Origin of the sequence: Bacillus sp. T3, assembly GCF_033449965.1 — a bacterium.
GTDB lineage: Bacteria > Bacillota > Bacilli > Bacillales > Cytobacillaceae > Bacillus_BU.
In genome coordinates, this window is the sequence record NZ_CP137761.1 from 854100 (window position 1) to 867746 (window position 13647).

Sequence of the window (13647 nt, forward strand, 5' to 3'; positions counted from 1 at the left end):
CTATCATTACATAAGGGAGAGAGAAAGAATGAGTGAAAAACAAAAAAATTATCGATTTGAAACCTTAAGTGTTCATGGTGGCTTAGCACCAGATCCTGTAACTGGGGCGCGTGCTGTTCCGATTTATATGAGCAATGCCTATCAATTTGAAAACACTGAGCATGCTGCGAATTTATTTGCCCTAAAAGAACCAGGTTATATTTACACAAGAATACATAACCCAACTGTTACGGTATTTGAAGAGAGAGTGGCTTTACTAGAGGGTGGTATCGGAGCACTCGCAGTCGCAAGCGGAATGTCGGCGATTACATTAGCCATTTTGAATGTCGCTCAGGCAGGGGATGAAATTGTTGCCGCGTCAACTCTTTATGGGGGAACTTATAATTTATTTGCGATGACGCTACCACGTTATGGAATTAATGTGAAGTTTGTAAATGCAGAGGATCCAGAAAATTTTAGAGCGGCCATTACGGATAAAACGAAAGCAGTGTTTGCTGAAACAATCGGCAATCCAAGCCTACGTATTTTAGATATCGAAAAGGTTGCAGATATTGCGCATGAGGCAGGAGTACCGTTAATCGTCGATAATACATTTGCCACACCGTACTTGTTAAAGCCAATTGAATATGGGGCAGATATTGTCATCCATTCTGCAACAAAGTGGTTGGGTGGAAACGGTACGACATTAGGTGGAGTCATAGTGGATGGAGGTAAATTCGATTGGGGTACGGGCAAGTTTCCTGGGTTCGTTACCCCAGACCCAAGCTACCATGATCTCGTGTATAGTGAAGCGCTTGGGGCAGCAGCCTTTATCGTTAAGGCTCGTGTTCAGCTGTTGAGGGATATGGGACCTGCAATCTCGCCACAAAATGCATTCCAGCTTACATTGGGGTTAGAGACATTGCACGTAAGAATGAAGGAACATATTGCTAACACGAAGGAAATCATAAAATATTTACAAGCACATCCTGCCGTAAAATGGATTTTATACCCAGGAAATGAGGATCATCCGGACAAAGCTCTTGCTGATAAATATTTACCAAAAGGACCTGGATCTGTCGTTGTATTTGGAATTGAAGGTGGACGTGAGGCAGGGGCGAAATTTATTAATGAATTAAAGCTTTGGACACATGTTGCCAATGTTGGCGATGCTAAAAGCTTAGTCATTCACCCAGCCAGTACAACCCATCAGCAATTAGATGAAGAGGGCTTAGCAGCCGCAGGTGTTCCAGAAGATTTAATTCGTCTTTCAATTGGAATTGAAAATGTCGAAGATTTAATCGAAGACCTTGACCAAGCAATCGAAGTAGCAACTGGCTTAACGAGTGCTGTCAAATAACTTAGGTAAAAATATCCATTATTTTAAAATAAATATTCTAATTGACAGAAATAATTTATGCGTGATAGAATCACTTTAATAGTAAGGAATTCAGAACATATAATTGATTGAATAATAGAATAGTTGCTCTTATCAAGAGAGGTGGAGGGATGTGCCCTATGAAGCCCAGGCAACCGTCATATTGCTTAGCAATGTGAAAAGGTGCCAATTCACACAAAGTCATACGACTTTGGAAGATGAGAGAAGGGAAATAGAAACTCACTATGCCTTTCTGCTCATTTTGCAGATAGGCATTTTTATTAGGTTCGAATTCTTTCTAAATTTTATTAAAATAGCATTTGTTAACTGTTGGAATTCAGGATGAAGGTACATTAAAGAAAAAACATATAAACATGCCAAATTATGAATGAATGGTTAAGAACATTCAAAACATAATGAAATACTAGAAGTCCAACAAAACAGCATCTGCTAGGAAGAATTAAAAGAGGGTGATCGGATGATTCATATAAAAGGAGTAAACAAGATCTATCCTTCAAAAAATGGTCGTGTAACAGCAGTTGACGACGTGAGTTTGGAAGTGAAAGAAGGAGAAATCTTTGGTGTTATAGGCTATAGTGGTGCCGGAAAAAGCACCTTGATTCGGATGCTGAATGGGCTAGAGATTCCAACGCAAGGTTCAATTAAAGTGGCTGGTAATGAGGTTTCCTCGATTAAAGGAGCAGCTCTCAGGAAGGCTCGCCAAGAAATTAGTATGATTTTCCAGCATTTTAATTTGCTCTGGTCTCGGACTGTACGAGAAAATATCGCATTTCCACTTGAAATCGCTGGAATCTCGAAGCTTGAACGGAACAAACGGGTGGATGAATTAATCAAGCTCGTTGGGTTGGAAGGAAGAGAAGAATCATACCCTTCACAGCTAAGCGGAGGACAAAAGCAGAGAGTAGGGATTGCGAGAGCACTAGCGAATAACCCGAAGGTTTTGCTTTGTGATGAAGCAACAAGTGCATTGGATCCACAAACAACTGATTCAATTTTAGATTTGTTAGTTGATATAAACAAACGTCTAGGACTGACAATCGTGTTAATTACACATGAAATGCATGTGATTCGAAAGATTTGCCACCGCGTTGCGGTTATGGAAGACGGGAAAATTGTTGAGCTTGGCCCTGTTTTAGAGGTGTTTAAACATCCTGAACAGGCCATTACAAAGCGATTTGTCCAACAAGTAACGGAGCCAGAGGAAACAAAAGAAACGATTGAGAACTTATTGACACGTTATCCACATGGACAAGTGGTTCAATTATCCTTTGTAGGAGAAGCAGCTGAGCAACCAGTAATCGCTAATTTGATCCGTCAATATGAGTTAACTGTTACGATTTTGCAGGGGAAAATATCCCAGACCCAAACAGGTTCTTATGGGACGCTATTCCTACATCTAGATGGGAAGCAACAGGAAATTGACAAAGCAACAGAATTCCTACATTCCCAGCACGTAGGGGTGGAGGTGATCAAGAATGGCTGAGATAATTGAGCAACTGAACTGGGACCAATTATGGATTGCGACACAAGAAACGATCTATATGACGTCAATCTCTGTGATCACCACATTTATATTAGGACTTTTACTTGGATTATTATTGTTTCTAACAGATAAAGGGAACATTTGGGAGAATCGCTTTATTAACATTATCATTGCTGGTTTTGTGAATATTTTCCGATCAATCCCATTTATTATATTAATTGTTTTGCTTATTCCGTTTACAAAATTAATGTTAGGAACCATGCTTGGTGCAAATGCAGCACTCCCTGCTTTAATTATTGGGGCTGCACCGTTTTATGCACGTATGGTGGAAATCGCACTTAGAGAAATTGATAAAGGTGTGATCGAGGCTTCTCAATCAATGGGGGCGACACATAGTCATATCATTTTTAAAGTACTGATTCCTGAATCATTGCCTGCGTTAATCTCAGGGATTACAGTAACCGCCATTTCGTTAGTAAGCTTTACAGCGATGGCTGGGGTCATTGGTGCGGGTGGTCTTGGACATTTCGCGTATTTAGAAGGATTTCAGCGTAATCGACCACTGATTACACTAGTAGCCACTATTGCTATATTAATTTTGGTATTTATTATCCAATTCGTTGGAGATTACTTTACAAAAAAAACAGACAAACGTTAACTAGGAGGAAAAGTAGACATGAAAAAGTTATTCGCGATTTTCACAATTGCCATCCTTGCTTTAACACTAGCTGCATGCGGCGGTGCTAAAGATGAAGCAACTAAAAAGGAAGGAAAAGGCGGTAACAAAACTCTAGTAGTAGGTGCATCCGCTGTTCCTCATGCTGAAGTGCTTGAAGCAGCAAAACCGTTATTAAAGGAAAAAGGAATTGATCTTAAGGTTCAAGTATTTACTGATTATATCCTACCAAATGTGGCGTTACACGATGGAGAGATTGATGCAAACTATTTCCAAACACCTGGCTATTTAGAGCTTCAAATGAAAGAAAACAAGGACTTTGACTTTGTAAGTGTTGGGGAAATTCACCAAGAACCAATTGGTGTATACTCTAAAAAATATAAAAGCTTAGATGATCTTCCTAAAGGCGCAAAAATTATCATGAGTGATTCTTTTAGTGACCATGGTCGTATTTTACCGATTTTTGAAAAGGCTGGCTTAATTAAGCTTAAAGAAGGCGTTGGAGCTAACGCTCGCGTTGAAGATATCGTTGAAAATCCTAAAAACCTTGATTTCTCAACTTTAATTGAAGCAAAATTATTAGCTTCTTCATTTGAAAATGGCGAAGGTGATGCGGTAGTTATCAATACAAACTACGTATTAGAGGCTGGAATCAATGCGAAGGAATACCAGATTGCTCGTGAAGGTGACGATGTTGTTCCTGCGAACCTTGTTGTTGTAAATTCAAAAGATAAAGACAATGAAGAGATAAATACACTGGTTGAAGTATTAAAATCGAAAGAAATTCAAAAGTTTATTGAAGAAAAATACAAAGGTGCTGTACTATCAGTAAAATAACTTTTGTAATTAAAAAAAGCAGGCATGAATAATGCCTGCTTCTTTTGTATTTAGGGAAAATTTGATATATTTAAACATGCTGAAATTGATTTAGAACAAGGAATAAAAACCAAAATCCTTATAATATAGAAGAATAGTAAGCGGCACCATTTCTAATTTTTTGATAGAATAGAAAAGGAAATTCATTTTATTGATCTTAATGCTGATACATGAAAAGAGGTAATTCGGAAAAGATAGACATGATAAGCCAATTTTTGTTCTTTATAAAGGACTTTTGTTATTACTGCTAAAGTGTTGCTAACAAATTCGATTTGTTATAAGATTGTAATGAGAATAAACTGAGAATGAAAAAATTCAGCAGTTTTTGCTGGATGATATATAGTGATGGAGGTATATATAATGGCAGGATCAACGTTAAAAATTACAGATCTTCATGTTGCGATTGAAGAGAAGGAAATTCTAAAGGGTGTAAATCTAGAAATCAAAGGCGGAGAAATCCACGCTATTATGGGACCGAACGGTACAGGTAAATCAACCCTTTCCTCAAGCATCATGGGTCACCCTAAATACGAAGTAACACAAGGCACAATTGAGTTAGACGGACAAGACGTATTGGAAATGGAAGTTGACGAACGTGCACGCGCAGGTCTATTTCTCGCTATGCAGTATCCAAGTGAGATTAACGGCGTAACAAATGCAGACTTTTTACGCTCAGCAGTCAACAGCCGTCGTGAAGAAGGAAATGAAGTTTCTTTAATGAAATTTATCCGTGATATGGATAAAAAAATGGAATTCCTTGAAATGGATCCAAACATGGCACAACGTTACTTAAATGAAGGATTCTCAGGTGGAGAGAAAAAACGTAATGAAATTCTTCAATTAATGATGATCCAACCGAAAATTGCTATCTTAGATGAAATTGATTCTGGTTTGGATATTGATGCTTTAAAGGTAGTTTCAAAGGGAATCAATGAAATGCGCGGCGAAAACTTTGGCTGTTTAGTGATTACACACTATCAACGCCTTTTAAATTATATTACTCCTGACTTCGTTCACGTGATGATGCAAGGCCGTATCGTTAAATCTGGTGGCCCTGAATTAGCACAACGCTTAGAAGCAGAAGGATACGACTGGATCAAGCAAGAGCTAGGAATTGAAGACGAAACAGTTGAGCAAGAAGCGTAAGCGTTGGGGGGATTAACATGACAACTGAAATAAAATTACCTTTTGATCAGGACTATGTTCGTTCTTTTTCAAAAGAGATGAATGAGCCTGATTGGTTAACAGACTTTCGTTTGCAGGCGTTGACACAAGCACAAGCATTGCCAATGCCAAAGCCGGATAAAACAAAAATCGATAAATGGAATTTTACTGATTTTTCTAAGCACATCGTTAGCAGTGAGGATTTTGCTTCCCTAGAAGATCTACCAGAGGAAGTAAAAGCATTAATCGATCTAGAGTCTACTTCTAAAAATTTATATATTCAACGCAATAATCGCCCAGCTTTCTTAGTACTATCACAGGAATTAATTGACGCTGGCGTTATTTTCACTGATATTTTCAGTGCTGCTCGTGAGCATGGTGATTTGCTACGCCGTTTCATTATGAAAAACGGTGTAAAGGTGGATGAGCATCGTTTAACAGCAATTCATGCAGCCTATTTGAATGGTGGTACATTCCTTTACATCCCGAAAAATGTAGAAGTAACTCAACCAATTCAAGCTGTATACCTACATGATGATGCCGATGCGAATCTATTTAATCACGTTCTTGTTGTAGCAGAGGACAACAGCTCTGTAACGTATGTTGAGAACTACATTTCTACGGTTGACCATGCAACTGGAATTTTCAATCTTGTAACAGAAGTGATTGCAAATGGTAATTCTAGAGTTCAATATGGTGCCGTTGATACGCTAGCACAAGGTGTGACAACCTATGTCAATCGTCGTGGAGTTGCTCAGAAGGATGCACGGATTGAATGGGCGCTAGGTTTAATGAATGATGGAAATACGATTTCTGAAAACACAACCAATCTGCTCGGTGATGGGTCAACTGGTGAATCGAAAACCGTTGTTGTTGGTCGCGGCGAACAGACACAAAACTTTACAACAAGCATTGTTCATTTTGGGAAGAACACGACTGGTCACATTTTAAAGCACGGAGTTATGAAGGATAGCGCTTCATCCGTGTTTAATGGAATTGGAAAAATCGAACATGGTGCTTCAAAATCAAATGCAGAGCAGGAATCTCGCGTATTGATGTTAAGTGAAAAGGCACGAGGCGATGCGAACCCAATTTTATTAATTGATGAAGATGATGTAATGGCAGGTCACGCAGCATCTGTAGGCCGAGTAGACCCTGTTCAATTGTATTATTTAATGAGCCGTGGAATTCAGAAAAAAGAGGCAGAACGCCTAATCATTCATGGTTTCTTAGCACCGGTTGTTAATGAACTACCAATTGAAGGGGTTAAGAAGCAACTTGTTGAAGTGATTGAAAGGAAAGTAAAATAATGAACAACCAAGAGATCCGTAAATTGTTTCCAATATTAGATCAGGAAGTAAACGGTCATCCACTTGTTTATTTAGACAGTGCAGCAACATCGCAAAAGCCAGTACAGGTAATTGAGTCTATTAACCGCTATTATCGCGAATACAACTCGAATGTCCATCGCGGGGTACACACGCTTGGCACTAGAGCTACCGATGGTTATGAAGGCGCTCGTGAAAAGGTTCGGAAATTTATCAATGCGAAATCGATGCAGGAAATTGTTTTTACTCGTGGAACAACCACCTCATTGAACACGGTCGCTAGAAGCTACGGTGGCGCGAACCTTAAAGAGGGCGATGAAATTATCATTACCTATATGGAGCACCACAGTAACATCATTCCTTGGCAGCAAGTGGCGAAGCAAACTGGCGCTACCTTGAAGTATTTTCCGCTTCAACAAGATGGCACGCTTTCATTAGACGATGTTCGCGCTACGATTACACCAAATACAAAAATCGTATCGGTCATGCAGGTGTCAAACGTTCTTGGTACAATTAATCCGATCAAGGAAATCGCCAAAATTGCTCATGAAAATGGCGCAATAATGGTAGTCGACGGTGCACAAAGTATTCCGCATATGAAGGTCGATGTACAGGATTTAGATTGCGATTTCTTAGCTTTCTCTGGTCACAAGATGTGCGGCCCAACTGGTATCGGTGTACTATACGGTAAAAAAGAATTACTAGATAAAATGGAACCAATTGAGTTTGGTGGGGAAATGATTGATTTCGTTGATCTATACGATTCCACTTGGAAAGAGCTACCTTGGAAGTTTGAAGGCGGTACTCCGATTATCGCTGGAGCAATTGGCTTAGGAGCAGCAATTGACTTCTTGCAAGAGGTTGGATTGGATCGTATCCTCGAGCATGAACATAAACTAGCAGCATATGCTTTAGAAAAAATGTCAACAATTGACGGAATCACAATTTACGGTCCAAAGGATCCAAAAAATCGGGCTGGAGTTATCACCTTTAATTTAGATGATGTACATCCACATGATGTCGCAACGGTTCTTGACGCAGAAGGTATTGCGGTTCGAGCAGGACATCACTGTGCTCAACCTTTAATGAAATGGTTAAAGGCATCTGCAACAGCTCGGGCTAGCTTCTATTTGTATAATACGGAAGAGGATATTGATAAGCTCGTTACTGGGCTTGTTAAAACAAAGGAGTATTTTAGCGATGTCTTTTAATAATTTAGATACCCTTTATCGTCAAGTCATTATGGATCATTATAAAAACCCTCGTAACAAAGGTGTTTTAGAAGACGGAAGCCTAACAGTTAACATGAACAATCCAACCTGTGGCGACCGAATTCGCTTAACGATGAAGGTAGAGAACGGTATAGTTGTTAATGCGAAGTTTGAGGGAGAGGGCTGTTCGATTTCAATGTCATCTGCTTCAATGATGACACAAGCGATTAAGAACAAAACCATCAATGACGCAATTAAGATTTCCCATGCGTTTTCAAATATCATGCAGGGGAAAGAATATGATGAAAGCTTAGACCTTGGTGACATCGAAGCCTTGCAAGGTGTTTGTAAATTCCCTGCACGAATTAAATGCGCAACTCTAGCATGGAAGGCAATGGAGAAGGGTCTCGAAGAAGAAGGTAAATAAAGTTTTTCAACGGAAATCCTTATTATAGATGATTTGAACACTTGTTGATTGGAGCGGAAGGCACGAGACTCCTGCGGGAGGAGCTGGTCTTGGGAGACCCCGCAGGCGCGTAGCGACGAGGAGACTTCCGGACCGCCCCGCGCGGCGCTGAGTGCCTGAATCGGAAATCAACAGCCAAGTTTAACAGAACCAAAATGTAAAGCATGATTCCCTCAGAGGGTGACTGCAAATCGAATGGAGGAATTCGACGATGGCTAAAAAAATGCCTGAAATCGGTGATTATAAATATGGTTTCGCCGATAAAGACGTTTCCATTTTCCGATCAAAACGCGGTTTAACCCGTGAAATTGTTGAGGAAATTTCAAAAATGAAGAACGAGCCTCAGTGGATGCTTGATTTCCGCTTAAAATCGTTAGAACACTTTTACAATATGCCAATGCCTCAGTGGGGCGGTGATATGGCTTCATTAAACTTTGATGAAATTACGTATTACGTAAAACCATCTGAGAAGTCTGAAAAATCTTGGGATGAAGTTCCTGAAGAAATTAAGCAAACTTTTGATAAGCTTGGTATTCCTGGAAGCTGAACAAAAGTACTTAGCAGGTGTATCTGCACAGTATGAATCAGAGGTTGTTTATCATAACATGAAGGAAGACTTAGAAGCACTTGGGATTGTGTTCAAGGACACGGATTCTGCTCTTCGTGAAAATGAAGATATTTTCCGCGAGCATTGGGCAAAAGTCATTCCACCAACAGATAACAAATTCTCAGCATTAAACTCTGCAGTTTGGTCTGGTGGATCTTTCATTTACGTACCAAAAGGCGTAAAGGTGGACACTCCACTTCAAGCTTACTTCCGAATTAACTCTGAAAATATGGGTCAGTTCGAGCGTACGCTAATCATTGTCGATGAAGGCGCGCATGTTCATTATGTTGAGGGCTGTACTGCACCTGGTTTATACAACCAATTCACTTCATAGTGCCGTTGTAGAAATCATTATTAAAAAGGGCGCATACTGCCGTTACACTACGATTCAAAACTGGGCGAACAATGTATTTAACCTTGTTACGAAGCGTGCAGTTTGTGAAGAAAATGCAACAATGGAATGGATTGATGGAAACATCGGTTCCAAGTTAACGATGAAATACCCTGCCGTTATTTTAAAAGGAGAAGGTGCTCGTGGTATGACCCTTTCTATCGCAATTGCAGGAAAAGGCCAACATCAGGATGCTGGTGCAAAAATGATTCACTTAGCACCAAATACATCTTCTACAATCGTTTCGAAATCAATTTCGAAGCATGGCGGTAAAGTTACTTATCGTGGAATCGTCCATTTTGGCCGTAAAGCCGATGGTGCCCGTGCAAATATTGAGTGCGATACATTGATCATGGATAATCAATCAACATCCGATACCATTCCATACAATGAAATCTTTAACGATAATATTTCACTTGAGCACGAAGCGAAGGTTTCAAAAGTATCTGAAGAACAACTATTCTACCTAATGAGCCGCGGTATTTCTGAGCAGGAAGCAACTGAAATGATCGTAATGGGCTTCATCGAGCCATTTACTAAAGAACTTCCAATGGAATACGCAGTAGAAATGAACCGCTTGATTAAGTTCGAGATGGAAGGTTCTATCGGCTAAAATATATTTAAGTATAAGGTCCGCTTACCATGTTGGTGAGCGGATTTTTAACATTAAATAAAACCGTTGGCAAGTAAATTTTCAAAACTGGCAAGTAAAACATCAAAATGGCAAGTAATCCTCCAAAACTGGCAAGTAAAACAACAGTCCATATCATTGTTTTTCTCACAATTTGTTATGCTATCATGAACTATAGGAGGTGCATAAAATGATTTTAATCGGATTAACAGGCTGGGGCGACCATGATAGCTTATATGCGTCAAACTTATCTCCACGAGACAAGTTGCGTGAATATGGAGGTTACTTTCCAACTGTTGAAGTCGATTCGTCTTTTTATGCGATCCAGCCTAAGCAAACTGTTGCGAGATGGGTAAAAGAAACACCAGATTCCTTTCAATTTATTGTCAAAGCCTATCAGGGCATGACTGGACATATGCGCGGTCCGATTCCATTTCAAAATAAACAGGAAATGTTTGCAACTTTTATTGATTCACTAGAGCCCTATCAGCATAAATTGGCAATGGTCCTGTTTCAATTTCCCCCGTGGTTTGACTGCAAACGTGAAAATGTTGACTATTTACGCTGGTGTAAAAGTACAATGGGTGACATACCATGTGCACTTGAATTTCGACATCGCTCTTGGTTTTCAGCTGAATTTACTCCAAAAACGCTCGATTTTATGAAACAAGAGGGCTGGATTCATAGCATCTGTGATGAACCGCAGGCAGGTATTTCATCAATTCCAACTGTTTTAGAAGTGGTCAACCTTGAAAAGGTGCTGGTTCGCTTTCACGGACGAAATGTCTATGGCTGGAATAAAAACCAACGGAACGGCCAGGATTGGCGAGATGTTCGTTATTTATATCGTTATAACGAGCAGGAATTACATGAGTGGGGCGAGAATCTAAAGAAATTACAAACTCAAGCAAAAACAGTGTATGCATTATTTAATAATAACTCAGGTGGAGATGCGGCCGATAATGCGAAGCAAATGATTAATATATTATCGATTACATATAATGATTTAGGCCCCAGACAGCTGGATTTATTTTAATGGCTGTGTTAAAGGTTATTGTTGTTTTTCGTAAGTTGATTGGAGTGGAAGGCACGAAGACTCCTGCGGGAGTAGCTGGTATGGGAGACCCCACAGGCGCGAAAGCGCCGAGGAGGCTCCCAACTAGCCCCACGGAAAGCGAAGTGCCTGAAGCGGAAATCAACATTCAAATTTAACACAGCTATTTTAATAAAAAGCTGTGTTGGTAGGGTAAAAATGAAGGCGAATTATGCAAACTACTTCTAGAAGAAATACACTTTTTTCTGAAGTTATTATGTGATTGTTTGTATATGCTGCAAAAATGTTTATCTTCCGATCAGTTTTTCTAGTTTTTCGGGAAAAATGAGGCTGATTTTGAAAAAAATTACTCTTTGTTACTTAAAAAAACAGCTTTCGCTTAAATAAATGCACAACTTTAGTCCTTTATGCACGTTTAGATGTGTATATGATACAAGCTCAAAAATATATGATTCAACTTTTTCAATATATGATTCAACTTTTGAAATTTATGCTCATTTACTTTGGGATATGCACGACTTTTCCTTGATATGCACATCTTGCTTGTAGCCTGTGTTAGAGATTGGCGTTCAACCCAAAGAGAAAAGCTACTCCAAAAATGTTCAACCATAACCCTACTGAAAAAAGGAATGATTGATGATGGAAATCATCCATATATATCACACAAATGATTTACATAGCCATTTTGAACATTGGCCAAGAATCCATACCTTCCTTAAACAAAGAAAAGAGTGGCACGCACAAGTAGGTGATGAGGTTTACCTTTTTGATATTGGTGACCATGTTGACCGATTTCACCCCTATTCTGATGGAACAATGGGCAAAGGGAATGTCAGTCTGCTAAATGAAGCCGATTATAGTGCAATCACAATCGGTAATAACGAAGGAATAACCTTTCCGTTCGAGGCACTCAACACAATGTATAGTCGTGCAGCTTTTCCTGTTCTGGCTGCGAATCTTTATTACAAGGATGGCAGTCGACCTCAGTGGGCAAAACCGAACACCATCCTAACGACAAAAAAGGGAACCCGAATTGGTTTAATTGGATTGACCGTTTTTTATGAACATCTTTATCAATTATTAGGTTGGAAGATTACCGATCCTTTTATTGAATTAAGACATCAAATAGACGAGCTCAAAGACGAAACGGATGTAATTGTTCTATTATCGCATTTAGGAATCAATGAGGATGAAACGATTGCCACTCAATTTCCAGAAATTGATGTGATCTTAGGAGCACATACTCATCATGTTTTGCATGAAGGGAAAATCATCGACAACAGCCTCATTTGTGCCGCAGGAAAATATGGGCAATTTGTAGGCCATGTCATTCTTGAACTGGAAAATAACGAAATTCAAAAGCGAAAAGCACTTATTTACGATAGTAATGAATTACCTGAAGTCAATCGAGAAAAAGAGATGATTTCTCATTTTTATCAGGAAGGGAAGCAGCTCCTAACAGAAAAAGTAGTCGAGCTAGACAAGGATTTGAATTCTGATTCCTTTCAAGCATCGCCTCTGCCAACGATGCTATGTGATGCCCTGCGCGAATGGTGTGAGGCAGATTGTGCCTTTATCAATTCAGGACTATTGCTAGATGGATTAAAAAAAGGTACGATTACCCGCTTTGATTTACTTGAGATCTGCCCACATCCGATTAATCCGTCAACCGTGTTGCTGAATGGAAGCGAATTAAGGGAAGTCCTTCTGCATACGATGGATGAACAATGGCCACACCTTCAAATAAGAGGATTGGGTTTCCGCGGGGTGGTAATGGGCGCATTCATTTACAGTGGAATATCCTTTAATCGATCTAAGCATGGAATTGAAATTATGATTGATGATGAAATGCTTAATCCGTCAAAGCAGTATAAAGTTGCTATTCCCGATATGTTTACATTTGGCCGCTTTTTTCCGGAAATCTTCCGTTCGAAAAATAAAAACTATTTCCTTCCAGAATTTATGAGAGATCTGCTTGAATGGAAGTTAAAAACAAGTAAAATTTCGAATTAGAAACTATACACATCCATTCCTTCATGCTCATAAAATAAGACAGGAAGGAGTGTGAAAAATTGATAGAACTGTTACCGATTGAAATAAAGGGTCATACCTTTGTTGGTGTTTCAGTAAAACTTCCGAAAACTACGTTGCTGGTGGTTTCCAATGATAAAGGGTATATCATGTGTGGTGCACTAGACGTGGGCTTGCTTAACGAAAAGTTAAAGGATAGGAAAATCATTGCTGGGCGAGCAGTTGGTGTCAAAACACTTGAGCAGCTCCTTGATGCACCGCTAGAATCCGTAACCTTTGAAGCTGAAGAAATAGGGATTACAAAGGGTATGATCGGTCGAGATGCACTTTTGAAAATGGTGTAAAAACAAG

General features: G+C 39.5%; 11 protein-coding genes, 1 pseudogene and 1 riboswitch. All 12 genes and pseudogenes read left to right on the forward strand.

Annotated features, from left to right (window positions below):
• Nucleotides 1–28 precede the first annotated feature (28 nt).
• Nucleotides 29–1339, forward strand: coding sequence for an O-acetylhomoserine aminocarboxypropyltransferase/cysteine synthase family protein (locus RGF10_RS04300; RefSeq protein WP_318507608.1), 1311 nt, complete (start codon nucleotides 29–31; stop codon nucleotides 1337–1339).
• Nucleotides 1340–1465: 126 nt separating this feature from the next.
• Nucleotides 1466–1582: riboswitch (SAM riboswitch) on the forward strand.
• A 253-nt stretch (nucleotides 1583–1835) separates the two neighbouring features.
• The gene (locus tag RGF10_RS04305) at nucleotides 1836–2861 is read left to right on the forward strand and encodes a methionine ABC transporter ATP-binding protein (protein WP_318507610.1); all 1026 of its coding nucleotides are present in this window, start codon (nucleotides 1836–1838) and stop codon (nucleotides 2859–2861) included.
• A complete protein-coding gene (locus tag RGF10_RS04310; protein WP_318507612.1) occupies nucleotides 2854–3519 on the forward strand; it encodes a methionine ABC transporter permease in 666 nt (221 codons plus the stop codon). The genes RGF10_RS04305 and RGF10_RS04310 overlap by 8 nt, the downstream gene beginning before the upstream one ends.
• An 18-nt stretch (nucleotides 3520–3537) precedes the next feature.
• Nucleotides 3538–4374 (forward strand): MetQ/NlpA family ABC transporter substrate-binding protein, encoded by an 837-nt coding sequence (locus RGF10_RS04315; RefSeq protein WP_318507614.1) that lies wholly within the window; start codon nucleotides 3538–3540, stop codon nucleotides 4372–4374.
• Nucleotides 4375–4773: 399 nt separating this feature from the next.
• Nucleotides 4774–5559, forward strand: coding sequence for a Fe-S cluster assembly ATPase SufC (gene sufC / locus RGF10_RS04320; protein ID WP_318507615.1), 786 nt, complete (start codon nucleotides 4774–4776; stop codon nucleotides 5557–5559).
• 17 nt (nucleotides 5560–5576) lie between these two features.
• Nucleotides 5577–6887 (forward strand): Fe-S cluster assembly protein SufD, encoded by a 1311-nt coding sequence (gene sufD, locus RGF10_RS04325; protein ID WP_318507616.1) that lies wholly within the window; start codon nucleotides 5577–5579, stop codon nucleotides 6885–6887.
• The gene (locus RGF10_RS04330; protein ID WP_318507618.1) at nucleotides 6887–8116 is read left to right on the forward strand and encodes a cysteine desulfurase; all 1230 of its coding nucleotides are present in this window, start codon (nucleotides 6887–6889) and stop codon (nucleotides 8114–8116) included. The genes sufD and RGF10_RS04330 overlap by 1 nt, the downstream gene beginning before the upstream one ends.
• A complete protein-coding gene (sufU, locus tag RGF10_RS04335; RefSeq protein ID WP_318507619.1) occupies nucleotides 8106–8543 on the forward strand; it encodes a Fe-S cluster assembly sulfur transfer protein SufU in 438 nt (145 codons plus the stop codon). The genes RGF10_RS04330 and sufU overlap by 11 nt, the downstream gene beginning before the upstream one ends.
• A 250-nt stretch (nucleotides 8544–8793) precedes the next feature.
• Nucleotides 8794–10193, forward strand: a pseudogene (gene sufB / locus RGF10_RS04340) (Fe-S cluster assembly protein SufB).
• A 208-nt stretch (nucleotides 10194–10401) separates the two neighbouring features.
• Nucleotides 10402–11247, forward strand: coding sequence for a DUF72 domain-containing protein (locus RGF10_RS04345; RefSeq protein ID WP_318507621.1), 846 nt, complete (start codon nucleotides 10402–10404; stop codon nucleotides 11245–11247).
• Nucleotides 11248–11901: 654 nt separating this feature from the next.
• Nucleotides 11902–13278 (forward strand): bifunctional metallophosphatase/5'-nucleotidase, encoded by a 1377-nt coding sequence (locus RGF10_RS04350; protein WP_318507623.1) that lies wholly within the window; start codon nucleotides 11902–11904, stop codon nucleotides 13276–13278.
• A gap of 59 nt (nucleotides 13279–13337) precedes the next feature.
• Nucleotides 13338–13640 carry a YunC family protein gene (locus RGF10_RS04355; RefSeq protein WP_318507625.1) on the forward strand — a complete coding sequence of 101 codons (303 nt, stop codon included), beginning with the start codon at nucleotides 13338–13340 and terminating at the stop codon, nucleotides 13638–13640.
• Nucleotides 13641–13647: the final 7 nt, after the last annotated feature.

Excerpts from the sequence above, each read along its gene's own strand:
- RGF10_RS04300 (WP_318507608.1), top strand. The coding sequence starts at position 29 with ATGAGTGAAAAACAAAAAAATTATCGATTTGAAACCTTAAGTGTTCAT.
- RGF10_RS04345 (WP_318507621.1), top strand. The coding sequence starts at position 10,402 with ATGATTTTAATCGGATTAACAGGCTGGGGCGACCATGATAGCTTATAT.
- RGF10_RS04315 (WP_318507614.1), top strand. The coding sequence starts at position 3,538 with ATGAAAAAGTTATTCGCGATTTTCACAATTGCCATCCTTGCTTTAACA.
- sufC (WP_318507615.1), top strand. The coding sequence starts at position 4,774 with ATGGCAGGATCAACGTTAAAAATTACAGATCTTCATGTTGCGATTGAA.
- sufU (WP_318507619.1), top strand. The coding sequence starts at position 8,106 with ATGTCTTTTAATAATTTAGATACCCTTTATCGTCAAGTCATTATGGAT.
- RGF10_RS04305 (WP_318507610.1), top strand. The coding sequence starts at position 1,836 with ATGATTCATATAAAAGGAGTAAACAAGATCTATCCTTCAAAAAATGGT.
- RGF10_RS04330 (WP_318507618.1), top strand. The coding sequence starts at position 6,887 with ATGAACAACCAAGAGATCCGTAAATTGTTTCCAATATTAGATCAGGAA.
- RGF10_RS04350 (WP_318507623.1), top strand. The coding sequence starts at position 11,902 with ATGATGGAAATCATCCATATATATCACACAAATGATTTACATAGCCAT.
- sufD (WP_318507616.1), top strand. The coding sequence starts at position 5,577 with ATGACAACTGAAATAAAATTACCTTTTGATCAGGACTATGTTCGTTCT.
- RGF10_RS04310 (WP_318507612.1), top strand. The coding sequence starts at position 2,854 with ATGGCTGAGATAATTGAGCAACTGAACTGGGACCAATTATGGATTGCG.